The following is a 25,268-nucleotide window of genomic DNA, read 5'->3' as shown; positions in this document are numbered from 1 at the left end:
CTCACACCCCCTTGATCATCTTCACAAGATACTGCCGTGTCACGCGCGAGGTTCCCCTCCCCATCCTGAGAACGGCCGGAAGGCCGTGTCGTCTGATCAACCGCCAGATGTGACCGGGTGCAAAGGAGACCACCAAGTAGCAGCGGATCATCTCGTAGTAGAACTGCCGGGGCGTGAGATGATCGGGCGTGAGCACAAGATGCGCCAGGTCCCACTTCGCGTGCTCCTCTCGACCCACCCGCAGGCGATCGGCATAGTCGGCAAAGAGGTCGGTCCCGGGAAGCGGAGTCAGCGGTTGGAGATTGACCATACGCACCTCGTGATTTTTCAACCACCTGGTCAACGACCGAAAATCGTCACGCGTAAAATCCACGTCTAGGATCAGCGTTCCGTAAAGATCCACCCCACATCGACGGAGCACCTCGATCGCCCGTTCGTTTTCGTCGGGACCTGAACCCTTTTTGTACTTCTTGAGATCGGAACTTCGGACGGATTCAAGTCCCACGATCACAGCACCGAGACCACTCTTTTTGAAACGCATGATGGTCTCCTCATTGTTTGCTATGAACGCCGCGCGACCGTAGATCAGAAAACGCTTCTCGATTCCCTCCGCATCGAGCATGTCGCAAAAAGTTTGAACACGCTCGCGAGAAACGAGGAAGTCATCATCCACGATATAGATCTCCTTGTCCCCAATGGTCTTGAGCTCTCCGATCACCGAATCGAGGGGCCGGGGGGTGTACCTGCCCCCTGTGATCACCCGGCAAAAGCAAAAGGAACACTGCTGGGGGCAGCCCGTTGCCGTTTTGATCAGGGTGCAGGGTCGGTGAAAGAGATAATAATACCGCGACCGGTAGGTCGCTGTAAGGGATCTGTCGGGCACCGGGGAAATCTCTCGTGCGAGATCGCTTTCGTCGGCCCCCAGAAAACGCCGTAGAGAGGGAATCGGATCTTCCGAAAAGACCGCGTCAATATGGGGATCATCGAGGTCCCCCGGCACCACTTCCGCGTGGACGCCCCCCACCCCTACGAGACAATCGGGATCCATCCGCTTGATCGTGCGTGCCACTTGTTTCATAATCTGTACCTGCGTGATGTAACCCGAGAGCAGGACAATGTCCGGTCTCAGTAGACGCAAAAAATGAGCAGGGTCTTTTCGCTCCAGGATGAGGTCCACCAAATGGACCTCGTGACCGTCGGCCTTCAGGAAAGTGGCCAGGTACTCCAGCTCAAGGGGTTCGCAGATCATCATGTGCTGGAGACCAATGGTCTCGGGATCCGGGCGCGTCCTGAGGAGCAACACGCGCTTGGGGTGTTCGACCATCAGCGCACACCTCCTTTCTTCCTGAGGACCACCATCGCCACCGAGGGCATGGGAAGAGGAAGGTCCAGCGTACCAGCATGGACGATGTCGAAGGCAGAAGACGCTTGATCTGTGATACGGGCCAGGGGATGGTAATCGGCCGGTCCCGTGGTCAACTTCACCAGGGAAAGAGCGATTCGGTCGTAATGGGATTCACGAGCCGCTTGGGAGACCAGCAGGAGGCCACCCGGTCTCAAGAGTGTTGCAAAGGCAGCCAGAACCTCTTCAATATCCCCCATATAAGGGAGCGCGTGGGTACAGGTGACGACATCAAAGGGCTCAGGTGTCGAGAATGCCCCTAGCTTTCCGTGGATGATCGTAGCCCCAGGTAGCTTTACCATGGCCTGTTCGACCATGCCGGCAGAAGCATCCGCGCCCACCAGTTCAAGCGAGATGGCTTGCCTTTGCCCAAAGTCCTTAAGCTGCGTGAGCAGTTGCCCCGTCCCGCAACCGACATCGAGAAGGCGCATACCGTTCTTCAGGTGCGGGGCCAACCGCTCAATAACAGCCTCTCGAGTGGGACCCAGGGAAATCCGCTGGACCCAGAGGTTCTCGTAGTATTTCGACCAAAAATCCCAAATCATGTGATCCATCCCCTCCAGGGCCTTGCCGCGAGCGTCAGTTTCCAAAACAAGAAATAAAAAGTGAAGCGGTGCATGCGCCTCGGTGGTGTGACCAGGTGTAGAAAATCATAGTACCGTAGCTCCCTTGCGGGTACCGGTCGATAGGCCGGCGTTCCGGGCAGCGGCGTGGCGATCGAAAGCGTGTATCTTTTGACCTGTTTCTGCTTTAACCACCGCGCCAAGCGTCGGAAGGTGGTGACACCATCTTCCGGTGAGACCATGAAGAGGGCCGTGAGCGTGAGCCCTTCACCCTTGAGAAGGGCCACCACGCGATCGTTCACCCCGGCCGTAGTCCCCTTGTCGAGTTCCTCCAGCCGCTGGTCCTCGATACTCTCGAATCCCACGATCCACTCGACAAATCCCAAGGCTTTCAAGCGGGGGATCAGGTCGGCCATGGTCAGGAGACCATCCGCCCGTCCGTAGGCGATGAAGCGGTAGTGTCGCCCCTGGACTTCCAAGCGCTCGAGCATCTCGATCCACGCGAGGACGCGATTTCTTGAAACGAGAAAATCATCGTCGACAATCCAGACCTCATCGGTGGACAGGGCCTGAAGTTCTCTTTCTACGCCCGTCAGATCCCTCGCGATAAATCGCCCACCGTTTTGTATCCTGCAGCCGCAGAAAGAGCAGTCGGCCGGGCAGCCCACGGTGGTTTTCACGAGGGCCACGCCCCTCCTGCCCATGTATCGGATCTTGGATCGATGGTGATCGAAGTAGGTCCGATCGGGAAGGGGGATCTCCCCCGCTTGCAGTGTGCGCGGGCTTGTCTGTCGCCAGAATCCCCCTTCTCTGTGGACGATCCCAGCGGTCTGAGCATATCCGGAAGGAAAATCCTGCCCATGATGGGTCAACAGGTCGCGCACGGCGCCCAAGGCGCCGCCGGTAAAAATCGCATCCACATGAGGATCGTAAAAGGTCTCCGGTGCTGCCTCTGCCTGGACCCCGCCTACCCAGACGGTCAGATCGGGGTCGATCCGCTTGGCGGCTCTGGCCAGGCGCAAGATCTCATGCGAGGCCGTGAGGTAGCCAGACAAGAAGAGAATATCGGGCTTTTCCCTGCGGATCACGGGCTCGGGACGCCCTCCCTCGATAAGCGGATCGTAGATCCTGTGGGTGACCCTCCCATCTTCCATCCCATCGATGGCGGCGGCCAGCGTCTCCAGGGCCAGCGGTTCGGTCACGATGAGACCCAAACGCGAGAGGAAGCTCTTCGGATGACAGGCGATCATCAGGCAGTGCATCGAACTCCTCCTTCCGTTAACCGTAGGTCTTTGCGCGATTGTTGAACACATGATGCGGAGGCACCGGATCGCGGTAGGAGAACAGGGGGACGATCCAGCGGATTCCTGTTCTCAGCCACGGTGATCTGTGGTGCAGAAAAAATCCCTTCTCCACTGCTTTTGCACCTGACCGTGCCTTGGTCTCGTCGGCCGTCTGACCGAGGTCGATCGCGGCTTTTCCTTTCTCGATCGCACCCACCACCAACCGGTGCAAGAGGTAGGGATAAAGCGTGCTAGGATCCATGCCCTCGCGATTGAAGCCACCGAGCACGAAGTACTCCTTGGTCTGGCTCTCGAGGGTCTGGTAAAAAGCGACGGGCCGATCCTCCAGGGTGATCACCTGGGTCTTGCCCGGGAAGGTTTCGAAATAAGCCGGTGGCAGGCATTCCAACTTGGCCTCCGACCGGTCATAGACCTCTCGGTAGAGCGGGTACAGGTGTGTCTTGATCTCATTTGGCTTCGCCTGACGCTCGATCAGCGCGCTCCCACCCGATTGGATTTTATTCAGTCGCCTGCGGTAGTGGCTCTTGAGCGCCGTCTTATAGGCGGCAACCGAGGAAAAGGGTAGCGGGAGGACGTAACTGGGGAGGGTCCTACCCCCGGGCAAGGACGGACGGTAAGAATCGGGCACATTCAAGAGAAGCGTCCATCCGCCACCGACCGCATCGAGGGCCCGCTCGAGGACCCCGAAACCTGCTCCAGGAGCTAAGATGAATCCCTCCCTTGAGACGGAGAGCGGCACCCCCAGGATACGAACCTTCCACTTCGGGCCGTGGCCCCCGGTGAAGGTAAGGAGATCTAGCCTCAGGCAGTAGGTCACAAAGAGCAGGTCCTCTTCCTCCGATAGGTAATAGCGCTGTTCGCAGGGGTTGGTCTCCTCGAGAAACTGTAGGAAGTCCCTCGTGAGAAAGGGATGGTCGGCCGCTGTCACCAGCTCGTCCCACTTTGGCGGTAGTCCCGACGCACGCTCAAAACACGCGAGCCTCATTGGCTTTCCACCGGCAGCTCGTAGGCTCGGAACCGATGGTGCTCGGCGTCGGCCCACTTGAGACCGAATCCCCTGGAGGCCTGGTTCTCCTCTAGGATCCATCCGGCCTCACAATGAGCGAAGCGTCCCCGCACCCGTTCGCGGCAAGCCTCGAAAAGCGCAACGATCCCCCCTTTTCCCTGGTAGGTGGGAAGGATCCCGATCTCAACGATCTTGAAGGTGTCGATGGTTTTCTCCCGCCATTTCCAGCGGAGCCAGGTCCGGAGGCCGATCCGTTCCCCCGATCGGATCAGTTGGTTGAAGTCCGGGTACCAGAGCATAAAGCCGATGGGCTTGTCACCGGCATAGAGGAGGAGCAAATTCTCTGGTCTGAGGAAAGGCTTGAACTCGCGAAAGAGCTCGAGGTCTTCTGTGACCCTCCGCGGGTAGTAAAAGGCATGGTCGGCGAAGGCAGCGTTGTTGATCTTCGTGTAGATGGCAGCGGTCGCTTCTAGGTCGCCGAGATCCGCCTCGACCACACGGTAACGAGAGCGAATTCGTGCCTTCAAGCGATCTGAGATAGGGACTTCAAAGCGATCCATCGCCGTATAGTAGGTCATCAGCTCCGTGATGGTGGCCCCCCGGTGTTCTAGCATTTCCACTACATGTCTCGGGTTATACTGGCTACCGAAGATCGGGACCTCATGAAAATGTTCAGCGAGAAAACCAAGGCCATAGTTCACATGTCCGTTGAGACCGAAGAGCAATTTCTCTGCTCCTCGCTCACGGGCGATCTCCTTCCCCCGTTCGATCAACAGGTCCACCGCCCCTCGCTGATCGGGTAGCACTTCAAAAAAGGCCAGCTGTAGTGTGCCGGGCATGCGATCGACGAGCAGATAGATACAGGCGGCTAAGATCTCCTCACCGTCGACGACCAAGGTGGGCTCGAGTACAAGACAGCTGTTCGCCAAGGCACCCTCTCTTTTCAAAAGAGCTTTGACGTTGCCGTGCAAGATATTTCGCCTGAGGGGATCCGTCCGGTCCAGCCTACGGATAAAAGATAAATAACGACGACTTTCCTTGGGTTTGAGTGCGATGCATTTCACCAGCGGACGCTCCTTTCATAATCCTTTCTAGTATACCATACGGGCTTGTGACCTCGGGTGACGGGCAGATGAGCACACGGTATTGACAAAATATTTTTTATATGTCCTTTTGAGTTGCTTTTCAATCCGTATAAAGCTACAATAAGACCTGCGGTGAATCCTACTGACCATCGATCCATGAAAAGGGAGTCCTTATGCGCTACACATTAAAACACAAACTCATCACCATCAGCGCGCTCCTCTTGATCCTGCCTATGCTCACCGTGGGGACGTTGAGCTACCTGCAGGCGAAGGAGGAACTCGCCGCTAAGGGTGAAACCACACTACAAAATGCTGTCTCTCAAGCCATGATGATGATCGATCTACAGAAGGATGCCGTGGCCCGGGGAGAGATCTCCGAGTCCGAAGCACAGGAACGCGTGAAAGAGATGCTCCTGGGCCCCATGCAAGGAGACGGAACCCGACCCATCACAGGTGCGATCGACCTCGGTGCGAACGGGTATTTCGTCGTCTATTCTCCCGAGGGTGAGGAAGTCCTGCACCCCACCCTCGAAGGGGAAAACGTATGGGCGGTCGAAGACAAGAGCGGAACAGGTGTCAAGCTCGTGCAAGAACAGATCCGTGCGGCCACCGAGGGCTCCGGATTCTTCTCGTACGATTGGACACTCCCGAATTCCGAGGAAATCGGAACGAAGATCAGCTATCAAGAGTACGATCCCGACTGGCGGTGGATCGTCTCCGTGGGCGCCTACGAACGCGACTTCGATGCGGCTGCAGATAAGATCTTCCAGACGATGCTGCTCGTACTAGCAGCGGCTTCGGTGATCGGGATTCTCCTGATCCTCCTCTTCTCTCGCCATCTCACTTCGCCCATCACGACGATTTCCAAAGCGCTTTCGAGCGTAGCGGAAGGAGATCTCACCGTTACTGAGATCGAAAACCATCGACGTGATGAAACGGCTGATCTCGCTGAGAGCTTCAACAAGATGCTCGTCTCCCTCAAGGAGATCATCGGTACGACCAAACGCTCTGCTGAAACGGTGACGGGCTTCGCCACTTCTCTCGAGGACATCACCACTGAAACCACCCGTGCCATCCAAGACGTCGTTACGACGATCCAAGAGGTGGCCGGCGCCGTGGCCGAGGAGGCCAATAGCGCCGAGGTGGTCTCTGGAAAAATGAACGACCTTTCGAGTTCCATCGCGACGATCTCCACCTCTGCCGATGCCATGAACGACGCAGTGGCCCGAACGCAGGTGGAGAATGACCGAGGGCTCGAGGCCATGGGAACCCTCTCCTCTTCATCAGAGGAGACGGTCCTGGCCACCCGAGAGATCGGCGGGGTTATCACCCGGGTGAACGAGGCGAGCGAGAAGATTCATACGATCACGGAGACGATCACGGGAATCTCCGATCAGACGAATCTCCTGGCCCTCAATGCATCCATTGAAGCGGCGCGTGCCGGCGAAGCCGGGCGGGGCTTTGCCGTCGTCGCCGATGAAATCCGAAAGCTCGCCGAAGCTTCTTCGCGAGCCGTGGGAGAGATCAAGACCATCATCGATGAGATCAATGAACAGGCTTCGCTTTCTGCCGAGAAGATGACTGTGCTCGACACGGTCATCGATCGACAGGGTCGAATCGTGGGCGACACCGAGCGACAGTTCCATTCGATTTCGGAGGCGATCGACGTCTTGACCAAGGGTATCGAAGCCCTGAATGTAGAAACGAGGACCATCGACGCCATGCGTTCCGACATCCTCGAATCCGTGCTCAGCATCTCAGCTTCCACCGAAGAGACATCGGCTTCAACCGAGGAAGTCTCAGCCTCTTCAGAGGAACAGCTGGCCGGAATGACCGAGATCAACGATCAGATGCACCGCCTGGCCGACGTGGCGGGAGAGCTGAAAACGATCATCGGACGCTTCAAAATCTAAACCCTCCATCGCAGTGGGGTGCGTGGAGAAAAAGAAAGAATCGGGACCGACCCATCATGGGTCGGTCCCGATTCTTTTTTTGTGCGAATTTTTTTGACTCTTCCCTAGGCTAGCTTTACTGGATCAACTCCAGGTCCACGGGTACGTAGGGATCAAGGCTTTCGCCTGCGATGACCATGGCTGCCGATTCCACCCCTAGCCGACCGATTTCAGCAGGTTGCTGGGCTACCGTTGCCGCCATGGTACCGGCTTCAACAGCCGCTACCGCGTCATCCGTTGCATCGAAACCAACGATCATGATATCGCGGCCGCTGGCCTCGATCGCCTTCTGAGCCCCGAGCGCCATCTCATCGTTGTGTGCGAACACCGCATCGATCTCAGCCTGTGCTTGGAGGATATTCTCCATGACCGTCAGACCCATCGTACGGTCGAAGTCGGCCACCTGACGGGCCACTACTTCTACGTCCGTTCCCTCGAGCGCCGCGTTGAAGCCCGCACCACGATCTCGGGCGGCAGACGTCCCTGCGATTCCCTCGAGCTCGACCACTTTACCGGAGCCACCCAGGGCATCCACGATAAACTGTCCGGCCATTTCGCCTCCGGCCACATTGTCCGAAGCGATGTGCGTGACGATATCACCTGCAGAAGCACCGCGGTCCAATGTGATCACGGGGATACCCGCATCATTGGCCATGCGCACGGCACCGACAACAGCGTCTGAATCCGTTGGGTTGATCAAAATGACGTCCACACCGCGTGTGATCAGGTCTTCCATGTTTGCCAGTTCCTTGGCCGGGTCATTCTGTGAATCGAGCACCGCGAGCTCCAGACCGAGATCTGAAGCGGCTGCCTCTGCACCGTCTTTCAAGGTGACAAAGAAAGGATTGTTCAAAGTAGAGACGATCAGACCAAGGGTACCATCCACCGGTTCAGCTGACATTTGCTCTCCACCGGTGATCAGCTTCAGTGGAACGGGAATGAATGCATCCACAGGGTCCCCAGCGATGACATCTAATGCTGTTTCCACACCGAGTTTCCCAATTTCAGCAGGTTGCTGGGCCACAGTCGCAGCCATGGCACCCTCTTCTACGGCCATCACGGCGTCATCCGTTGCATCGAAGCCGACGATCATGATGTCGCGACCGCTGGCTTCCACGGCTTTCTGTGCACCCAGGGCCATCTCGTCATTATGTGCGAAGACCGCGTCGATCTCAGCCTGTGCCTGGAGGATATTCTCCATGACAGTCAGGCCCATCGTACGATCAAAGTCGGCCACCTGACGTGCCACGACTTCAATATCCGTTCCCTCGATCGCAGCATTAAAACCAGCACCACGGTCACGGGCTGCGGATGTACCGGCAATGCCCTCGAGCTCCACCACTTTTCCAGATCCACCCAGGGCTTCGACAATAAACTGCCCGGCCATTTCTCCACCGGCCACGTTATCCGAAGCAATGTGAGCGACCACTTCGCCCGCTGCTGCGCCACGGTCCAGTGTGATCACGGGAATACCCGCATCATTGGCCATCTTAACCGCATTACCGACCGCGTCGGAATCCGTCGGATTGATCAAAATCACGTCCACCTCACGGGTGATCAGGTCTTCCATATTCGCCAGTTCCTTGGCCGGGTCGTTTTGTGAGTCGAGTACGATCAGTTCTGAGCCACTGGCGGTTGCTGCGGCTTCTGCACCGTCTTTTAGCGTTACAAAGAAGGGGTTGTTCAGTGTTGAGACGATCAGACCGATCCGATCACCACCACCTGCAGTGGGTTCTTCAGCGGGCGATTGGCATCCTGCCAGACTACCTACGAGCAACAGGGCGACGAGCGTTAACATCCATAGCTTTTTCATGAATTGTTTCCTCCTCTTTTCAATTTATTTTTCTTTTTGATCCAACAGTACCGCGATCAAGATGACAAGTCCCTTGGCCAATTGCTGGTAATAGGATGAGACATCAAGTAAGTTGAGCGCGTTACTGAGAATACCGATAATCAGAGCACCGATGATCGTGCCCCCAATGTGGCCGATACCCCCGGCCAATGAGGTGCCACCTAGCACAACGGCTGCAATGGCATCTAGTTCGTATCCCGTCCCCGCCGTAGGTTGAGCCGAGGCGAGGCGGGCCGTGATAATGACGCCGGCCAGCGCTGCAAAGAATCCGCTGATCCCGTAGACGAAAAGCTTCGTTCGGTGGGTATTCACTCCCGAGAGCTTCGTCGCCTCTTCATTGCCACCCATGGCGTAGACGTAGCGGCCGAGGGTGGTATGCGCGAGCAGATAATAGCCCACCGCGAAGACAATGACCATGATGATGATGGGGTTGGGGATCCCGAAGAGGCTCCCCGCACCAATCTCGAGAAAGGCCTCGGCTCCCCCTTCAAAACCCGTGCTGATCGGGCGACCATCTGTGAAGACCAGGGTGCCTCCCCTGAGCAGGGTCATCGTGGCCAGCGTCACGATAAAGGGCTGTAACTTGCCCTTGGAGATGAAGAGTCCATTGGCGGTACCAATCAGTGTTCCCACGGCCAGCGCGGCCATCAGGGCCACGATCGCGGGCGTACCGTTGCCCACCAGGTAGGCGGCGATGGCCCCTGTGAAGGCAAAGGTCGATCCAACGGAAAGGTCGATGCCACCCGTCAGGATGACAAAGGTCATCCCAGCGGCGATAATGGCGTTAACCGATGTCTGTCTGAGGACATTGGAAAGGTTCGAGATCGTCAGGAACCTGTCGCTGAGAAAAGAGATCACGATGGTGAAGAGAACGAGTCCGATCACCGATTGATATTTTCTCAAAAGTCTTTTGGTCGATGGTTTCATGATGTCTGTGCTCCTTTCAGCCCTACAGCATGGCGCATGATCGTTTCTTGGGTTGCCTCTTCCCTGCTGAGGATCGCCTCGGTCTCGCCCTCGTGCATCACGAGGATCCGATCGGCCATCCCCAGGAGTTCGGGAATCTCGGAAGAGATCATGATGATGCTCATGCCTTTCTCAGTAAATGTATTCATCAGCTCATAGATCTCTCGCTTGGCCCCGACGTCTACCCCGCGAGTGGGTTCATCTAGAATCAGGACCTTGGGCTGGGTCATCAGGCTCTTGGCTATGCTGACCTTCTGCTGGTTGCCCCCTGAGAGAAACTTCACGCGCTGCTCTGCAGAAGGGGTCTTGATGCTCATACTGTCGATGTATTTCCCAGCGATGCTTCGCTCTTGGCTGCGATCGATGTGGATTCCTTTTGCGATGTCCCGCAAAGAGGAGAGGGAGATGTTCTCTCGGACGTTCATGCCAAGCACGAGACCATCTTTCTTCCGATCTTCCGATACGTAAGCGATGCCTCGTTCCAGGGCTTCTTTTTCCGATTTCAACGAAATACTCTGCCCTTCTAATAACACTTGACCGCTACCGATCGGTACGCTTCCATAGAGTACTTTTGCCAGCTCCGTGCGTCCTGCGCCCATGAGGCCGGCCACTCCGAGGACCTCCCCCTTCTTAAGAGAAAAAGAGGCTTCTTTGACGCCCTTCGCCGTCAGATTCCTTACCGACAGGATATCTTCCTTAGCCGTGTGCCCGACATAAGGGTACTGCTCTTCCAGGCGCCTGCCCACCATCTTTTCGATTAGACCCGACTCGTCGATCTTTGATACCGGCACCTCATCGATAAAGGCACCATCACGGAAGACCGTCACGTCGTCGCAGATCTCGAAGATCTCCGATAGCCTGTGAGAGATGTAGACGATACTTTTTCCCTGATCTCTCAGATCGCGTATCACGTTGAAGAGTTGTTCTGTCTCCTGGTCCGTCAGCGCATCGGTGGGTTCGTCCATGATGATCAGCTCTGCATCGATGGAAAGGGCCTTGGCAATCTCCACCATCTGTTTGACGCCGATGGTAAGGTGCTTTACCTCGGTACGCGGTGAGATTGTTACCTTCATGCGCTCCAGAAGAGCCTGGGCGCTGCCCATCATTTTCTTCCAGTCCACCACGTTCAGGAATTTTCTCGGTTCTCGACCGAGAAAAATGTTCTCTCCCACGCTAAGGGATTCGATGAGATTAAGCTCCTGGTGGATGATCGAGATCCCTGCCTCCTGGGATTCAGCCGGTCCGGAGAACCGAACCGGTGTCCCCCGGTAGGTGATCTCTCCACTGTCGGGCTGATAGACCCCGGTGAGTACTTTCATCAAGGTGGACTTTCCGGCCCCGTTCTCACCGAGAAGCGCCATGACCCGACCGGGATACACATTGAAATGCACATCATCTAATGCTTTTACTCCCGGAAAAGTCTTTGTCACATGCCGCATGGTCAAGATCGGTTCGCGTGACTCTTTCCTTGTCATCAGAACGTCACGCCCGATCGTAAGATCACATTGGCATAGGGGGTGCACTCCCCTGTCCGGATTACCGCCCTGGCTGTCCGGGTGGCTTCCTTGAATGCTTCGTGCGATCGATACGTGATGGGCATCTCCCCCATTAGGTCGAGAATCCCACGGTGGACCTCTTCGTTCTGCGTTTTGATCTCTTCGGCCAGTGTCAGCTCTTCACAAGCATATTCCGTCATGAGGGTCTTGAGGACCTCCATGAAACTTGGGGTGCCGTTGGATACAGCCAGATCGATACGCTGGACACCCTCGGGGATCGGTAAACCGGCATCTGCGATGACAATCGTATCGGTATGCCCCATGCGACTGATCACCGACAAGATGTCGCTGTTCATCAATGCGCCCTTTCTCATGTCCTGATCACCTCCTCCTTAAAGTTCTCTACTTCTTCTGCCGTGGGAAGTGAACTCTGGGCCCCGAATCGGGTGACCGTGATCGCCGCCACCTTGGTGCCGTGATCCAGTGCCTCCTCGATAGCCTTGCCCGAGGCCCTAGCCGCCAAGTAGCCGGCGATGAAACTATCACCAGCTGCTGTGGTGTCTACCGCCTTCACCACGTGAGCTGCTACATCGATGGTCCGTCCCGTGTGATCGCGGTAGTGCACGCCTTTTTCACCAAGGGTCAGGATCACTTCTTTCACGCCCTTGGCAAAGAGCCGCGCCATCCCCACGTCAATATCCTCTGTGCCCGTAATTTTTTCAAACTCCGTTTCGTTTGGAATCAGTAAATCGGTGAGATTCAAGAGAGCTTCCGGCAGCTCTTGAGCCGGTGCGGGATTGAGCACCGTGTAAATATCTTGGTCTCTGGCCAGTTCAAAGGCCTCCTGTATGGTCTCAAGCGGCGTCTCTAGCTGCGCAAGCAGATAGTCGCTTCCGGTGAGCATAGCCCCTTGCATGTGATCGGGTTTCAGGTCAAAGTTTGCACCGGGTATGACCACAATGCTATTGTCGCCCCCTTCATTGACCATGATCATGGCCATTCCCGTGGTATTGTGGCCACTGGCCACGTAGGCGGTATCAACACCTGCCTCTACGAGGGCGGTGTTTAGCGTCTCACCATAGGCATCTTCGCCCACACGGCCGATCATGGTCACCTTCGCCGTGAGCTTGGCGAGGGCCACGGCTTGGTTTGCCCCTTTGCCCCCAGGGATTTGCTCCAATCCATCGCCATGAACCGTTTCGCCAACTCTGGGCGTGTGGTTCACACGCGTGACCAGGTCCATATTCAGACTTCCCAGCACGGTGATCTTTTGCATTCTCTCACGCTTCCTTCCTTTGTTTAAACGTTTAACTTGATAAAAAAAATTATCTCGTGCTCTCGCGCACAACGAGCTCGGTGGCGAGGGTGATGTCTTGAGATTCCTTCGGATCCCCATCGATCATGGCGATCAGTTGTCGCGCTGCACTATAGCCCATCTCGTAGATCGGCTGCTTCACCGTGGTCAGTCCCGGATTCACGAGCGCGGCCAAATAGATATCATCATAACCAACGATCCCCACGTCCTCGGGTACACGGTATCCCGCGCGGATCAAAGTCTTCATCGCCCCGATGGCAATCAGGTCATTGTCGCAAAAGACGGCGTCGAAAGAGGCACCGTCTGCAATCAGGCGCTCCACTGCCTCCACGCCCCAGCTGGGTACATACTCACCCTCGAGCAGATGTCCCTCGGGTGGCACAAGCGCGTGAAGGGCGTGCGCCTGCAGGTAGCCTTCGTAGCGTTGCTTGGCAGGTCGTGAGGTCATGGGACCAGCCAAATGGAAAATTTTTCGATAGCCGCGTCGAATCAGGTGGTCCACCGCTTTGAATGCACCCCGGTCATTGTCCACCACGATTTTGCTCTGGGCGCTTAGGCCCTCGATCTGACGGTCTACTGTGATCACGGGGATGCGCACGCGACTGAGGGCGCTGGAGATTTCTGTGCGTCGACTGGACGCCGTGAAGATCAATCCGTCCACCATCTTCTCTTGAAGCATTGCGATGTAGGTATCTTCCTTGTCCAGTTCGTTGTCCGAGTTACAGAGGATCAAGGTGTACCCCGCTTCTTTCGCGTAGTCCTCGGCTCCCCTGGCGAGCTCGGGAAAGAAGGGATTGGTGATGTCAGGAATCACAAGACCCAGCGTCTTGGTCTGTTTCGTCACCATTGAACTGGCCACGCGATTCGGAACGTAGTGCTGCTCTTCGATTACTTTCAGCACCCGCTGGCGTGTGGTCTCGGTGATCCGCTCGTCTTTTCCATTGACGACTTTCGAAACGGTGGCCGTAGAAACATCCGCCAAGCGGGCGATATCCTTGATGGTTACCTTCATGGGACTCCCTCCTTTCTTCTAGGCTTAGTGTCAAACGAATACTGTATAAACCAATGCATAAGCACTGGAATTGCTGCAATCTATAATTCAAGAGGCTTCCCTCCCCATTTTAGGTTTCAATACTCCCCAAAATGTGTAGGTGATTAATATCCGACTACCAAGCACCCGAAAGGAGTTGGCCTCTTGAATACGAATTTGGTGACCACGCTACTTTTTATGCTTTGTGCGCAGTCTTCAGTCATTGAGATCCTCATGATTCTCAACTTTGCGATCAATTACAAGAATGCTAAACCTGAAGGTCCATTGAGCCTTAGGTACCAGCAGTTCCAAATCGATCAACCTCCGCTTATTGAAAAGATCGATTACACGAGCTACCACAAGCGGATCAACGACTATTTCCTCGCTACAGGAAAGAAAATCCGTCCTGTTCAGCGTCGAGGTGGTGCGAAGGTCCCGAGTCACGTGAAATGCCCGTACTGCAAGGCGCCTCATAAATATCTTTACCGGAACAACGGAAACAAGGGAAATCAATACCGATGTAAAGTCTGTCATCACAACTTCAACATCATGACCGACCGTGATCGAAAGCCTTTCACCCTAAGATGTCCCCACTGCGCTAAACCGCTAGATAGAATTAAGGAGCGTGACAACTTCAATGTGTACAAATGCAGAAATGATCAGTGCTCTTTTTATCTCAACAATCTTGCGGCCATGTCGGATGCAGACCGCGATCGTTTCGAATGCTATCCCACGCTTTTCAAGGTTCGGTATATCCACCGTGTTTTCAACGGCAACTTTAAGGAACTCTCACGTGAATCGATTGATCTTCCGAAGGTTGATCTCTCGCGCATTCACGCACCACACTATATCCTTGGACTCATTTTGAGCTACCGGATCAACTATGGCCTTACTGCTAGGAAAGTCTCGCAAATCATGCGCGAGGTCCATTGTTACAAGGTTTCTGCCCAAACTGTCCTCAACTACTGCGAGGCTGCAGGCTACATCGTAAAACCCTTTTTGGATACCTACGACTATGACTTGTCCGGTTCCTATGCAGGCGATGAAACCTATATCAAGATCAGGGGTAAGCATGCCTACATCTTTTATTTCATCGACACCGTCAAGAAGATACTGCTCTCGTATTATGTCTCAGAAAGACGAACGTCTACTTGTGCCATGAAGGCACTTGCCTACGTGAGAGAAAAGCTATCTCCCTATGATGGTAAGCCTACTTTCATCACCGATGGAAATCCCATCTACAAGCTGGCTCAATACTTCTACGCAGAGCCCGAAAAGAACGGTGGGACGCCGGAAGATAAGTTTGAGTTCGATCTGGTCACGGTCTATGGGCTCACAAATGATGATCCGATTTCAACGGAGTACAGACCGCTCAAGCAAATCATCGAACGTTTGAACAGAACCTTTCGGGCTTCTTATCGATTGACCAATGGCTACCATGCTTATCACGGATCCGTTAGCCATGTGAACCTGTTTGCCGTTCACTTCAACTTTCTCAGAACCCACAGAAGCCTGGGGAACAAGGTGCCCGTTCCGATTCCAGAGATTGAAAAGCAGAAAGACATGCCCAACAAATGGGTGAAATTACTCCACCTTTCGCAAGAAAAAATCCTGGAGCTCCAAAGGGTAGCTTGACCCTGTCGAAGTTGATAGCTACTACCAGCGGTAGCGCACTACCGCTACTTCTTGTGCTCAAATTTCTCGTCCGTTGCCTTTTCCCATAGCTGTCGGGAGGCCTCGAGCCGACCTATGGTTTTCATAGATCTTTAGACACTACCCTTCTAGGGTAAACGTTTACTTAATTATACCACCACATACTCTCCTGTCAATGGAAACCTTTTCCTATCGTCAAAAATTGCCTTCTTAACATAAAAAAAGCCCGCTATGGGGCTTTTCTCAATCGAACATGATTTCTTTGAAACGTTCCACCTGACCCTTGATCGCTACCTCCGTGGGCAGACGTTCGATGCTCGAGGCTCCGAAGAATCCGGCAACTCCCTTGGTGCGTTCAAGCACGTAAGCCGCATCCTCCGGTTCGGCCACGGGTCCACCATGACAGAGGACAATGAGGTCCCTGTTCACGGACTTACCAGCATCGCAGATTCTCTGGATCCGCTCGACGCTATCGTCGAGGGTCAGGGCGGTCTTGGCACCGATCGTTCCCTTGGTGGTCAGACCCATGTGGGCCACGATGATATCTGCACCCGCCTTGGCCATCTTGATGGCATCTTCCTCGCTGAAGACATAGGGGGCGGTCAGGAGATCGAGGTCGTGGGCCTTTCGGATCATCTCCACCTCAAGGTCGTACCCCATGCCCGTTTCCTCTAGGTTATCACGGAAGGTCCCGTCGATCAGTCCCACTGTCGGGAAGTTCTGTACACCGGTAAACCCCATCCCCTGTAGTTCTTCTAGGAAAAGGTCCATATCCCTGAAGGGATCTGTGCCACAGACTCCTGCCAGTACCGGTGTCTCCTTGACAACCGTCAACACTTCCCTGGCCATGTCCACCACAATGGCGTTGGCATCGCCGTAGGGCATGAGTCCTGCTAGGGATCCTCTGCCCGCCATCCGGTAACGCCCGGAGTTGTATATGATGATCAGATCGACGCCACCGGCCTCGGCAGACTTCGCCGAAAGCCCGGTCCCCGCTCCCGCCCCGATCACGGGGCGTCGGTTTGCGATTTGTTCTTTAATCCGTACTTTCGCTCGTTGTCTTGTGATCATTGCTTAGCCTCCTCCATCATGCTCACCAGGCGCTTGGCCATGGTAAGCGCAAACGATTCGTCATTGATCTCGGCCTCCACCTCGTGAAGCTCCACCTGCTCATCGATGTTTTCTCTCAGAGTACCGAATAGTACCCGGTCGGCTTCAGGGTCGTAGAAGGGTTGGCCCTCCACATCAATCATAGAGACACCTTTCATCGGTAGATAGAGAGCCGTCGGGCCCTGCGCGGCGTTCAATTTCTCAGCGATGATCTTCCCTAGGGCCTCGTTTTCAGAAGCCGTGGTACGCATCAGGGTCACCGTGGCGTTGTGCTTGTATAGATTCCGATCGGTGAACTGGTCCGGAACGGAATGGATCGGTCCAAAGTTGACCATATCCAGTGCCCCCACGCTGACCACCTGCGGAATCCCCCGTTTACCGGCTGCTTCCAATCGGTGGGGACCGGCCGAGAGGACACCGCCCACGAGTTCATCACACCACTCTGTGGTGGTGATATCGAGCACACCGGATATAAAGCCATCCTCAATCAGGCTTTCCATCGCACGTCCGCCTGTACCGGTTGCGTGAAAAACCAGTACCTCGAAACCCTTCTCCTCAAGATAAGCCCGTGCTGTGGTCACACAGGGGGTCGTGACGCCGAACATCGTAGCGCCAATCAGTGGTTTCTTCTCCAGTTCGATGTCGAAACTGTATCCCACCATCCCGGCGACGGCTTTGGCGGCATTCGATAAAATCTTGGCCGAAAGGCTGTTGATGCCCGAGATATCGACCACAGAGTACATCATGGTAATGTCCTTGACATCTACGTAGGGTCTCGTGTCCCCGGAGGCCACGGTGGAGACCATGACCTTGGGGAAGCCAACGGGCATAGCCCGCATGGCACTCGTTCCGATGGTCGTGCCCGCTGTTCCACCGAGGCTGATGACACCCTGAACCCGATCCTCCGTCTGGAGTTTCACCAAACATGCGGTGGCCCCTTTCATCATCACATCGATGGCCGTACCACGGTCATTTTTCTGCCGCAGGGTCTCGAGGGTGCTCCCACCCAGCTCAGCAATATCACTCGCCGGTACCTCCGGTGTAAAAAAAGGCTCCCCGTGCACGCCTGCATCGATCACAAGGGTCTTCAGCCCCTGGGCCTCAATCACGGTCTTTAGAAACTGGAACTCTTCTCCCTTTGTATCCAGGGTTCCGATAATCGCAATGGTTTTGGACATATGTACCTCCTTATTCTTGTGATTCGATTGGTATTTCGCTTCGATCTGGATGGATCTCGTGGATCAGTGCTAAGATGGCCCGCTGCAAGGCACCGTGAGCGTACATGTGCATGACCTTCAGGCCACTGTACAATTGATGGCGACGTGTGCGGTCAGTCGAGTGGGCCAGGAAAATCTCGAGGAGCGACAGTCGGAAAAAACCATCGGAAATGCGGGGGGAGAACAAGACTTCCAGAAGCGTTGCCGCCTGATCCCCACCCTCTCGGGCGATCCACCCAACCGTCTCTTCGATTTCGGCTTGAAGGGTCTCTGGCACCTTTCGTCTCCGCTCGATCCCTACAGCCCTGAGAAGCAATCGACGATCCAAGTACCCCAGTGGATCCTGTCGCTTATCGTCATTTTCAATCAACCGATCGAAAGCTACCTCCGTTTCAGCCTGCATGAGTTCCCGGTAAAAGGACATGAGCCCTTCGTTCCGTTCCGCGTGCACAAAATCCTCCGGTGTCAGATCGATCTGCTCTTCGAGCAATAGAAGCAGCTCACGTTGCCGCCATTGTGGCAGATGGATGAGGGCCTTCTTTTTATCCTTAATCCGATCGCCCCGTTCGCCGAAGTGCTCGGCGACCGCTTGGTAGACCGCCACTTGGTGTTTGCACACGGGACCGCCGTGGTACGGACAATCGCAAGTGCTGGTCAGGATCTCTCCCGTCTCGGAAAGACTGACGCGCACCCTGTAATCGCTTGAACCCTTCACAAGGGCCCGGTAGGTGAGCGGCGATTCTTCCTCAAGCGCTTGGACCCGTCCCTCCCGGTGGTACTGGAGACCACGATCTAGAATTTCCGGTGCCACGCGCCAGGCAAAGGTATCGAGGGTCATGCCCGATCACCCCTTATCATAGTGCCGGCAGGGACACGTTCTGGTCGCGCAAGATCGAGAGCTGTTCATCGATAGCTTCCATCTGCATTCGGTATACTTCACCCCGCAGATCCCCGCGCTTCATGAGATCTCCCCTGATGTGCATGACCACGGTCATCATCTTCTCGTAAAAATCAGGATTCTCATCCTCTGTTCTCGGCATCACTGCGTAATCTTCTAGGAGCCGCTTCATTGCCGTCAGAACAATATGGTCCTCACCCGCCATATGATTGAGAAGCAACTGGTTCAAGTGATCGAGTAGCGGGTACTGTGGACTGTCCGGCTGCCAATAGGTGTCACGAACCGTCGTTAGAATGTCTCGATAGTAATCGAGTACATCGGCATTGGTCATCTCATTCGCTCCCTTCTAGATGGTCAAAACCCTATCCTTCTTCATCATAAAACCCACGATTTCTTCCATGTTGCTGATTCTAGCTGCCACGAGATCGTCCTTGAGCCCAAAATGATCAATGCAGGTACCACATGCCAGGATATCGATTCCCGCCTCATGCAAGCCGTTCATGGCGTCGAGGACCTCGGATCCCATAGCCGCCAACTTCACTCCAGAATTGTATAGGATGATGGTCTCTGGTTTCACAGGACTCGCCCATATTTTTCTCAAGAAAGCACCCATGAGGCGCTTGCCTAAGGCTTCATCGCCCCTACCAAAGCTCTCGTCATTAATGATGATAATTTTTTCCATCTCTCTCCTCCATTGTATAGTGGTCCTAGGCTATCCTCAGGGCAAATACTGCTCTTCTATCGCACTGGATACACCATCCGAATAATGGATCCTCACGAGCATCTCCCCACGTTCATCCAATCGATTTCTAAAAAGCGGGCGGGCAACCGCCCTGGAATCGGGATAGGGGTCGAGAATTCTGTAGACTACTGATTCACCGGGATCAAATACCTCCCATTCGATCTGCTTATCATGGATGTAAAAACCACCGGGCATGTCCGCATTGGGATCGAGCCCAAGCCGCTCGATAGTCGCCGTATCCTCCAGGGTCACCCATAAGATCTCGTTGAAATAGAAGTACTGTTCTTCGGCAGCCTTGAGATAGCCGATACGGCTGGTTTCCTTCGGAGCCCTCTGCTCTTGACATCCCGTTGGCACAAGGAGCAGCAGTAGAATGAGCACAGGAATCAGAACCCCGCGATTCGGGAATCGGCTCCCTTTGCTGTTATGTTCTCTGATCTTCATGCTCCTCACCTTCTCGTTTTTTCACCCATACCACGCGCTCTACGCCGCTGGTCTGAAGTACCCTCCCCGTGTGCCCGGCATACCCATCGAAGAGCGAGCCGTAGTCTCGGTCTTCTACGACGCTCAGACCGTAAGATGACATCAAGCGCTCTAGTTCCGCCTGCGAGAATCCCGTTTGCCAGAGTCCCGTTACAACGTATTTCTCGTAGGCTTTTTCCCAGCCCATCGGCTCACGGCCCGCGATAAAGTCCACTTGTATGTAGGTCAACACCAGCTCGCTCCCCGGGCCGGCTTTGGTCACAAGCGCAAGGATCTCTTCGAAAGACGGTCTGGTGATGTACTGGGTCACTGCCTCTAGGATAAAGAGAGTCGGACGACCGCTCCTGTATCCCGCTTCGGCGAGAGCTTCTTTCACAGATTCTTCCTCGAAATCGATGGGCACCAATGAGATGTGTTCTGGCACACGACCCAGGGACTTCTCCACGATCCGTCGCTTCTTGGCGCTGTTCATCTCCTGATCCAGTTCGTAGAGTGGCACTCGGTCTGCGTGCTCCCATTGGTAGCCGCGCGTATCGAGACCTGCTCCGAGGTTGACCACTTGTTCCACATGGGGTAGGGCTTTTTCAAGCCGTTCATCGATATACCGCTTCCTCAACAAGAAACCACTCCAACCCCCGGGCAGGTCTTTTTCTAGCGACCGGATCATCCAGTCTCGGACGCGGGGAAAATGGGTGATCCAAAGGAACCACCGTAGACCAAGGGGCAAAAAAGGGGCTGCGAGAGGATCGTTGAGTATTCGCTTGTCTACTGGGAAGGTCTGCTCGAGGGCCACGGTGTACAGGACCCCGTCGCTGGTCTTTGCGGCTTCACGGGACATCTAAGTGCCTCCTTATTCTCTACGATCGATAAAGCTCGTGATCTCGTCTAGCAGTCGATCGAGGTTGTCTACGAGCGGTGAATGGCCACCGCTGAACATCACGAGCTCCGCGCGATCCGCCAGAACCCCCTTGAGCTGTCGACCCATAGCCGGTGGTACCACCAGGTCCCTCTCACCCTGAATTATCAGCACAGGGCCCTTCAGCTCATCGATGCTTCCCGTCCCTTCGACCACACCGTTGTGCGCATGAGACAGATTAAACCGTGACAGCGCGTAATCGACATCCACGAGGTTTCGCTGGGTCAACATGTCCTCCAGATAGGCTTCATAGGTCTCCTCTGGAGGCTGCATCTCCGTGTAGATGCTCAGGTTCCAAATCGCGCGTAAGGTCTCTTTATCGCGGTCCCGGTAAGCCTTTAGAATGGGCAGCACCTGCACCGGATCAGAAGCGATTTCTTCCTTGGTGGTATGAAATGCTCCTGGAATCGGTTGTCCCTTCTCATCTTTCTTCAAGATCGGATAACCCTGTATGCCCACGGACTCAACGAGGACCAGACCCTTCACATCGGCGGGATGATCGATCGCATAATGCATCGCCACCCCGCCACCGGTGGACCAGCCCACCAGGTAAAAGGGAGCCAGCTCCAGTGCCCTGACAAAATCTTTGATATCCGATGCAAAATCGGCAAGATCGTTGATCGGTTCGTTATAGGTACTTGCTCCGAACCCGCGCATATCGACTGCCACGACATGGTAGCTATCTGGAAGCACGTTCATCAAACGATCCCAATGCTTTGAACTGGTCATGTTTCCGTGGATCAACAAGAGGGTTGGACCTTCGCTTCCTTGTTCTCGATAGCCCAGGGTCTCTCCATTCGGTAGTGCGATTGTCTGTAGGTTCACGTTCCAGTCTCCTTTGTACTTTGTGTGGTCACCATCACTTTAAGATTACCCGTTTTGACGAACAACTATCATGTGCGCTGGGGAAAAGAACGTCCTGGAGAGAAGAAACCAAGGGATAATGGTATATTTTTACAATTATATATGGTATAATTTTCCTATCGATTGAAGGACCACGAAAGGAGCGAACATGCGCTGCGAAAGGACCGTAGATAAGATGGCCACACTACGCGAACTGCAGAGAGAACTCGCAGAGATCAAGGACCAAATGATCACCAGGGAAGACCTCTTGACCCTTTCCCACCAGCTCAGCAGTGAGATCCAGGAGCTGACACGCCATCAGGAAAGAATCCAACTGGATGCCCAGCACGTGCGAAAAGAGTTGGTGTCCCTTGTCAAACGAACGGGACTTTTAAAAAACGAGGCCTACTCAACGCGAGAACGCTTCACAACGATTGAACTGAAGATCGAGTCCTTCTGCCGGGAGTGGACGGAATCGGCTGATCATTTCTAACGAGAAAAAAGCGAGTCCACGCTCGCTTTTTCTACGCTCTGAGCATCAGATTTTCATGGGGACGGGTGGGATGCACTCCGCATCGATCAGACGGAGATAGTGCTGACGTTCGAGCTCCTTGTGGATCTCTCCGTATGCTCGGATGAGGGCGTCGAGCGGGGGTCGGTCACCGTCCACGGGCTGGGAAAACTGCTTGAGAAAATCTTCCGGGTGCTTGAACTGCTGTCCCGGGACCAGCGTGCAGGCGATCTCTGACAAATCGACCACTGTCGTGTTTGCACCCAGGTGCACGGTATGAAAAGCATGTTGCAGGTAGGGAAGGATGAACGTGCTGTTCCAGATCGCCCAGGGCGCACGACCGCACCAGCCCAGTAGGCGGTCTAATCCCTTGGCCAATTGGGTCTCATCATCAAAAACCAGGTGCAAGCGACTGTCTTCTTGACCGCCCTGTATGCGCACTGCAGAAATGCTGGCGATCCGATCGGTGGCAGGATCGATTCCCGTCACTTCAACCTGCAACAGGACGGTCAAGTCATCGAGGGTGGTAGTGGAGAATCCCCGGGCCACCCGGTGTCGGTCCCTCCGCACGAGCCGCTCCAGCGAGCGCATCGTCTCGTTGCCCAGATCATCAAAGAGATGGACCCTGTGGTAACGGAAATCCACCTGATCGGGAAAGTCCTCGCTCGAGAGAACCAGGATCCGCTGGAGTTTACCCCCGAGGTGTTCGGAGAACAGGTCGAGCTCCTCCTCGGAAAGCTCTTGGGGATTGAGCAGGATGGCAGCGGGTTGTGAGGTGAACAATTCTTCTACGCTTCCCCACCATTCGAGCGGTTCAATTTCCTCGGGCAGTACGTCGTTCAACCAGTGGATGGCCTCTCTTCCTAGGCCGTAGATAGCCAGTAAACTTTTGTTGCGCGGTTTGTTATTCATCAGACGCCTCCTATTGGCTTATGGTTGCCTAGCTCTTGCTTTTCTAGTGGATACGTTATTCTCCGGAAGGTAGCGCGTGGAACAGAATCCGTGCTAGGTTCCCTCCGACGATCGCGATCACTTCATTTTCCTCGTAGCCCCGGCGAAGAAGCTCGGCCGTCAGTCGGATGGATTCCTCGCGATCTTTAAACAGGTCGTTCTTCTTGTGTTCACCGAGTAACGCCGTCATGCTTGTAAAGGGTGAATGTTCGATGTAGGCATCGCAAAGATCAAAACCGTACCCCACGTGCTCGGTACCGATCAGCGAGACCATATGATCGATGTGATCGGCCAGATCCTGTACGGTGGCTTCCCCATCGGAGCGGATCATGTCCTTGATGGCATTGATGCACACGGTGCCACCACCATCGCCCACCGCACGGATCTGATCGTCTGTCAGGTTGCGCGGTATCTTGCACAGGGCAGTGGCATTGGAGTGGGACACGATGAAGGGGTCCTCGGATATTTTCACTAGATCCCAAAATCCTGTCGTGGAAAGATGGGCTGCATCGATCAACAGGTGACGCTGATGTGCGGTGCGAACGAGATCCCTACCGAAGGCCGAGAGTCCACCCGGCACCCCCCTTTCGAGACCCTCGACATCGCATCCATCGGCAGCCTCGTTGCGCCTGCTCCAGGTGAGTCCCATGGCGCGTACGCCCAGCGCGTGGAAGATCTCGACCATATGCACATCGCCCATGAGCGGCTCGACACCCTCGAGCGAAAGGATAAAGCCAGTGTAAGCCCCCGACAGGGCGCCCTCCAGATCGGCCGTGGTCTCGATGAGCCGTGCGCGACCATCGCAGGTTGCGATTTCTTCCCGGAAGGCCGCGATCTGATCGAGGGCATTTTTCAGGCCACCGCCGTTGTTCAGAAAGAGCTCTTCCACGAACACCGCGCAGATGATCACATTATGCCCAGACCTCACAAAGGTATCGAGATAGGAATCCGCTAAAATCCGCTTCTCACCTTTCAATCGCTTCCGGAAATACACCTCGGGAACCAGATCGAAATGTGCATCGATCACGGGTGCCTTTTCGTGTAGTACCCTCGCCTTTTCTAACCATGTTTTCAATCCCATCACTACTCCTTCGTATGCTTGGACCGCGCCTCCCATCGATCACGTCGGATCCTCTAGACTGCGCTTGAGTGCGTACACTTCCTCCAAAATCGTGAGGATTCGCCTGTTGTGGTACTGGACGAGCTGATCCACATCCCCCAGTGCTGCATCGCGCTCAGCATCAATCGCATCAATGATGGCCAGGTGATGGTAGACCCGCTCGAAACGATTCAGTATACGCCGCAGTTCCCGATTGTCGTGTTGCGTGTGCACATGGAGTTTCACGTCTTTTTCCAGTGCGTCCAATTGTTCTCCCATCGCATCAAGATCTTTTTTCAGGAGCGAAAGATCGATTTTTGTCTGGTGGCCTTCGATCTGCTCCACCTCTTCGATCAAGTGGTGGATGATCTCTTCCATAGAGCGGATAACCTTCCCACCCACATCGTGCGGAAAGATGAAAAAGTTCACCAATGTCCCCACCGTCAAACCGATAAAGGTATCCAGCGTTCTGAACATGGCGTAGTCGATTTGATGGGCGTCCTCGTAGCCCAGCAAAATGGCGAGAAATACGATGGAAGAGATCTTGATGGTCCCCTGCCATTCGAACAGATTGCTGATATAGATGACGATAATGACCCCGATTCCGATCGTCAGTGCATTCACGGGAGCAAACAGCGACAACAAAAGGGCCATCACCGCTCCGAGGATCGTCCCCCACATCCTATCCTTACCCGTCTCTAGCGCCGCCGATACCGAGGGTTCCATTGCAATGATCGCTGCAATGGCCGCGAAGAACGGGTTGGTCACGGGTATGAAGTCGCTCACGATCAGCGTGACGCTAACGGCGAGGGCGGTCTTCAGGGTACGGAGTCCCACTTTTTTGACTGTCATCATGCAACACCTTATCCTTATA

General features: G+C 54.9%; 25 protein-coding genes. 3 read left to right on the top strand and 22 right to left on the bottom strand.

The window, feature by feature from the left end; translation table 11 throughout:
- Position 1: 1 nt before the first annotated feature.
- From ACULM0_RS15245 to ACULM0_RS15225, 5 genes are read right to left on the bottom strand one after another with little or no spacing between them, the layout of a single operon-like run.
- Positions 2-1,324 (bottom strand): B12-binding domain-containing radical SAM protein, encoded by a 1,323-nt coding sequence (locus ACULM0_RS15245; RefSeq protein WP_463678393.1) that lies wholly within the window; start codon positions 1,322-1,324, stop codon positions 2-4.
- On the bottom strand, positions 1,324-1,947 hold the full coding sequence (locus tag ACULM0_RS15240) for a class I SAM-dependent DNA methyltransferase (protein ID WP_463678392.1): 624 nt from the start codon (positions 1,945-1,947) through the stop codon (positions 1,324-1,326). Before ACULM0_RS15240 ends, ACULM0_RS15245 begins: the two co-directional genes overlap by 1 nt.
- On the bottom strand, positions 1,944-3,227 hold the full coding sequence (locus ACULM0_RS15235; protein WP_463678391.1) for a B12-binding domain-containing radical SAM protein: 1,284 nt from the start codon (positions 3,225-3,227) through the stop codon (positions 1,944-1,946). Before ACULM0_RS15235 ends, ACULM0_RS15240 begins: the two co-directional genes overlap by 4 nt.
- 16 nt (positions 3,228-3,243) lie before the next feature.
- Positions 3,244-4,254 carry a GNAT family N-acetyltransferase gene (locus tag ACULM0_RS15230; protein WP_463678390.1) on the bottom strand — a complete coding sequence of 337 codons (1,011 nt, stop codon included), beginning with the start codon at positions 4,252-4,254 and terminating at the stop codon, positions 3,244-3,246.
- Positions 4,251-5,339 carry a hypothetical protein gene (locus tag ACULM0_RS15225; RefSeq protein ID WP_463678389.1) on the bottom strand — a complete coding sequence of 363 codons (1,089 nt, stop codon included), beginning with the start codon at positions 5,337-5,339 and terminating at the stop codon, positions 4,251-4,253. The genes ACULM0_RS15230 and ACULM0_RS15225 overlap by 4 nt, the downstream gene beginning before the upstream one ends.
- 194 nt (positions 5,340-5,533) lie before the next feature.
- Between ACULM0_RS15225 and ACULM0_RS15220 the strand changes: the two genes are divergently transcribed.
- Positions 5,534-7,273, top strand: coding sequence for a methyl-accepting chemotaxis protein (locus tag ACULM0_RS15220; protein ID WP_463678388.1), 1,740 nt, complete (start codon positions 5,534-5,536; stop codon positions 7,271-7,273).
- A 115-nt stretch (positions 7,274-7,388) separates the two neighbouring features.
- Here ACULM0_RS15220 and rbsB read toward each other — a convergent pair whose 3' ends face one another.
- From rbsB to ACULM0_RS15190, 6 genes are read right to left on the bottom strand one after another with little or no spacing between them, the layout of a single operon-like run.
- Complete coding sequence (rbsB, locus tag ACULM0_RS15215) at positions 7,389-9,125, bottom strand: ribose ABC transporter substrate-binding protein RbsB (RefSeq protein WP_463678387.1); 1,737 nt, start codon at positions 9,123-9,125, stop codon at positions 7,389-7,391.
- 24 nt (positions 9,126-9,149) lie between these two features.
- Positions 9,150-10,091, bottom strand: coding sequence for a ribose ABC transporter permease (gene rbsC, locus ACULM0_RS15210; protein ID WP_463678386.1), 942 nt, complete (start codon positions 10,089-10,091; stop codon positions 9,150-9,152).
- Positions 10,088-11,605, bottom strand: coding sequence for a ribose ABC transporter ATP-binding protein RbsA (gene rbsA / locus ACULM0_RS15205; protein WP_463678385.1), 1,518 nt, complete (start codon positions 11,603-11,605; stop codon positions 10,088-10,090). The genes rbsC and rbsA overlap by 4 nt, the downstream gene beginning before the upstream one ends.
- Entirely contained in the window at positions 11,605-12,000 is a 396-nt protein-coding gene (gene rbsD / locus ACULM0_RS15200; protein WP_463678384.1) for a D-ribose pyranase, read from the bottom strand. The genes rbsA and rbsD overlap by 1 nt, the downstream gene beginning before the upstream one ends.
- The gene (gene rbsK / locus ACULM0_RS15195) at positions 11,997-12,902 is read right to left on the bottom strand and encodes a ribokinase (protein ID WP_463678383.1); all 906 of its coding nucleotides are present in this window, start codon (positions 12,900-12,902) and stop codon (positions 11,997-11,999) included. Before rbsK ends, rbsD begins: the two co-directional genes overlap by 4 nt.
- Before the next feature lie 49 nt (positions 12,903-12,951).
- Positions 12,952-13,953: a LacI family DNA-binding transcriptional regulator gene (locus tag ACULM0_RS15190; protein ID WP_463678382.1), complete on the bottom strand. Its 1,002-nt coding sequence runs from the start codon at positions 13,951-13,953 to the stop codon at positions 12,952-12,954.
- A 183-nt stretch (positions 13,954-14,136) separates the two neighbouring features.
- Here ACULM0_RS15190 and ACULM0_RS15185 point away from each other — a divergent pair, with 183 nt between their 5' ends.
- Positions 14,137-15,606 (top strand): DDE-type integrase/transposase/recombinase, encoded by a 1,470-nt coding sequence (locus tag ACULM0_RS15185; protein ID WP_463678381.1) that lies wholly within the window; start codon positions 14,137-14,139, stop codon positions 15,604-15,606.
- Positions 15,607-15,867: 261 nt separating this feature from the next.
- Here the strand turns inward: ACULM0_RS15185 and ACULM0_RS15180 are convergent, their stop codons facing one another.
- The 8 genes from ACULM0_RS15180 to phaZ are packed head-to-tail and all read right to left on the bottom strand — an operon-like array spanning position 15,868 to position 21,815.
- Positions 15,868-16,695: a phosphoenolpyruvate hydrolase family protein gene (locus ACULM0_RS15180; RefSeq protein WP_463678380.1), complete on the bottom strand. Its 828-nt coding sequence runs from the start codon at positions 16,693-16,695 to the stop codon at positions 15,868-15,870.
- On the bottom strand, positions 16,692-17,912 hold the full coding sequence (locus ACULM0_RS15175; protein ID WP_463678379.1) for a Tm-1-like ATP-binding domain-containing protein: 1,221 nt from the start codon (positions 17,910-17,912) through the stop codon (positions 16,692-16,694). The genes ACULM0_RS15180 and ACULM0_RS15175 overlap by 4 nt, the downstream gene beginning before the upstream one ends.
- 10 nt (positions 17,913-17,922) lie before the next feature.
- Entirely contained in the window at positions 17,923-18,789 is an 867-nt protein-coding gene (locus tag ACULM0_RS15170; RefSeq protein WP_463678378.1) for an SWIM zinc finger family protein, read from the bottom strand.
- Between the two features lie 16 nt (positions 18,790-18,805).
- Entirely contained in the window at positions 18,806-19,180 is a 375-nt protein-coding gene (locus ACULM0_RS15165) for a hypothetical protein (protein ID WP_463678377.1), read from the bottom strand.
- Positions 19,181-19,195: 15 nt separating this feature from the next.
- Complete coding sequence (yedF, locus tag ACULM0_RS15160; RefSeq protein WP_463678376.1) at positions 19,196-19,531, bottom strand: sulfurtransferase-like selenium metabolism protein YedF; 336 nt, start codon at positions 19,529-19,531, stop codon at positions 19,196-19,198.
- Between the two features lie 36 nt (positions 19,532-19,567).
- Positions 19,568-20,035 carry a hypothetical protein gene (locus tag ACULM0_RS15155; protein WP_463678375.1) on the bottom strand — a complete coding sequence of 156 codons (468 nt, stop codon included), beginning with the start codon at positions 20,033-20,035 and terminating at the stop codon, positions 19,568-19,570.
- A complete protein-coding gene (locus ACULM0_RS15150; RefSeq protein WP_463678374.1) occupies positions 20,016-20,912 on the bottom strand; it encodes an SAM-dependent methyltransferase in 897 nt (298 codons plus the stop codon). Before ACULM0_RS15150 ends, ACULM0_RS15155 begins: the two co-directional genes overlap by 20 nt.
- Positions 20,913-20,924: 12 nt before the next feature.
- Positions 20,925-21,815: an intracellular short-chain-length polyhydroxyalkanoate depolymerase gene (gene phaZ, locus ACULM0_RS15145; protein ID WP_463678373.1), complete on the bottom strand. Its 891-nt coding sequence runs from the start codon at positions 21,813-21,815 to the stop codon at positions 20,925-20,927.
- A 187-nt stretch (positions 21,816-22,002) separates the two neighbouring features.
- Here phaZ and ACULM0_RS15140 point away from each other — a divergent pair, with 187 nt between their 5' ends.
- On the top strand, positions 22,003-22,326 hold the full coding sequence (locus tag ACULM0_RS15140; RefSeq protein WP_463678372.1) for a hypothetical protein: 324 nt from the start codon (positions 22,003-22,005) through the stop codon (positions 22,324-22,326).
- A gap of 45 nt (positions 22,327-22,371) precedes the next feature.
- On the opposite strand, the gene ACULM0_RS15135 is transcribed toward ACULM0_RS15140, so the two are convergent.
- The 3 genes from ACULM0_RS15135 to ACULM0_RS15125 are packed head-to-tail and all read right to left on the bottom strand — an operon-like array spanning position 22,372 to position 25,249.
- Entirely contained in the window at positions 22,372-23,256 is an 885-nt protein-coding gene (locus ACULM0_RS15135) for a hypothetical protein (protein ID WP_463678371.1), read from the bottom strand.
- A 55-nt stretch (positions 23,257-23,311) separates the two neighbouring features.
- Complete coding sequence (locus ACULM0_RS15130; RefSeq protein ID WP_463678370.1) at positions 23,312-24,370, bottom strand: dipeptidase; 1,059 nt, start codon at positions 24,368-24,370, stop codon at positions 23,312-23,314.
- A gap of 45 nt (positions 24,371-24,415) precedes the next feature.
- Positions 24,416-25,249: an FUSC family protein gene (locus tag ACULM0_RS15125; RefSeq protein ID WP_463678369.1), complete on the bottom strand. Its 834-nt coding sequence runs from the start codon at positions 25,247-25,249 to the stop codon at positions 24,416-24,418.
- Positions 25,250-25,268: the final 19 nt, after the last annotated feature.

It is taken from the genome of Halotolerantifilum yawarlongkerapense, assembly GCF_054506745.1.
Note: the sequence above shows the minus strand (reverse complement) of the source record. Positions and strands in the feature narration are given on the sequence as shown.

Coding starts and splice junctions, on each gene's coding strand:
- ACULM0_RS15245 (WP_463678393.1), bottom strand. CDS start 1,324: ATGGTCGAACACCCCAAGCGCGTGTTGCTCCTCAGGACGCGCCCGGAT.
- ACULM0_RS15240 (WP_463678392.1), bottom strand. CDS start 1,947: ATGATTTGGGATTTTTGGTCGAAATACTACGAGAACCTCTGGGTCCAG.
- ACULM0_RS15235 (WP_463678391.1), bottom strand. CDS start 3,227: ATGCACTGCCTGATGATCGCCTGTCATCCGAAGAGCTTCCTCTCGCGT.
- ACULM0_RS15230 (WP_463678390.1), bottom strand. CDS start 4,254: ATGAGGCTCGCGTGTTTTGAGCGTGCGTCGGGACTACCGCCAAAGTGG.
- ACULM0_RS15220 (WP_463678388.1), top strand. CDS start 5,534: ATGCGCTACACATTAAAACACAAACTCATCACCATCAGCGCGCTCCTC.
- rbsB (WP_463678387.1), bottom strand. CDS start 9,125: ATGAAAAAGCTATGGATGTTAACGCTCGTCGCCCTGTTGCTCGTAGGT.
- rbsC (WP_463678386.1), bottom strand. CDS start 10,091: ATGAAACCATCGACCAAAAGACTTTTGAGAAAATATCAATCGGTGATC.
- rbsA (WP_463678385.1), bottom strand. CDS start 11,605: ATGACAAGGAAAGAGTCACGCGAACCGATCTTGACCATGCGGCATGTG.
- rbsD (WP_463678384.1), bottom strand. CDS start 12,000: ATGAGAAAGGGCGCATTGATGAACAGCGACATCTTGTCGGTGATCAGT.
- rbsK (WP_463678383.1), bottom strand. CDS start 12,902: ATGCAAAAGATCACCGTGCTGGGAAGTCTGAATATGGACCTGGTCACG.
- ACULM0_RS15190 (WP_463678382.1), bottom strand. CDS start 13,953: ATGAAGGTAACCATCAAGGATATCGCCCGCTTGGCGGATGTTTCTACG.
- ACULM0_RS15180 (WP_463678380.1), bottom strand. CDS start 16,695: ATGATCACAAGACAACGAGCGAAAGTACGGATTAAAGAACAAATCGCA.
- ACULM0_RS15175 (WP_463678379.1), bottom strand. CDS start 17,912: ATGTCCAAAACCATTGCGATTATCGGAACCCTGGATACAAAGGGAGAA.
- ACULM0_RS15170 (WP_463678378.1), bottom strand. CDS start 18,789: ATGACCCTCGATACCTTTGCCTGGCGCGTGGCACCGGAAATTCTAGAT.
- ACULM0_RS15165 (WP_463678377.1), bottom strand. CDS start 19,180: ATGACCAATGCCGATGTACTCGATTACTATCGAGACATTCTAACGACG.
- yedF (WP_463678376.1), bottom strand. CDS start 19,531: ATGGAAAAAATTATCATCATTAATGACGAGAGCTTTGGTAGGGGCGAT.
- ACULM0_RS15155 (WP_463678375.1), bottom strand. CDS start 20,035: ATGAAGATCAGAGAACATAACAGCAAAGGGAGCCGATTCCCGAATCGC.
- ACULM0_RS15150 (WP_463678374.1), bottom strand. CDS start 20,912: ATGTCCCGTGAAGCCGCAAAGACCAGCGACGGGGTCCTGTACACCGTG.
- ACULM0_RS15140 (WP_463678372.1), top strand. CDS start 22,003: ATGCGCTGCGAAAGGACCGTAGATAAGATGGCCACACTACGCGAACTG.
- ACULM0_RS15135 (WP_463678371.1), bottom strand. CDS start 23,256: ATGAATAACAAACCGCGCAACAAAAGTTTACTGGCTATCTACGGCCTA.
- ACULM0_RS15125 (WP_463678369.1), bottom strand. CDS start 25,249: ATGATGACAGTCAAAAAAGTGGGACTCCGTACCCTGAAGACCGCCCTC.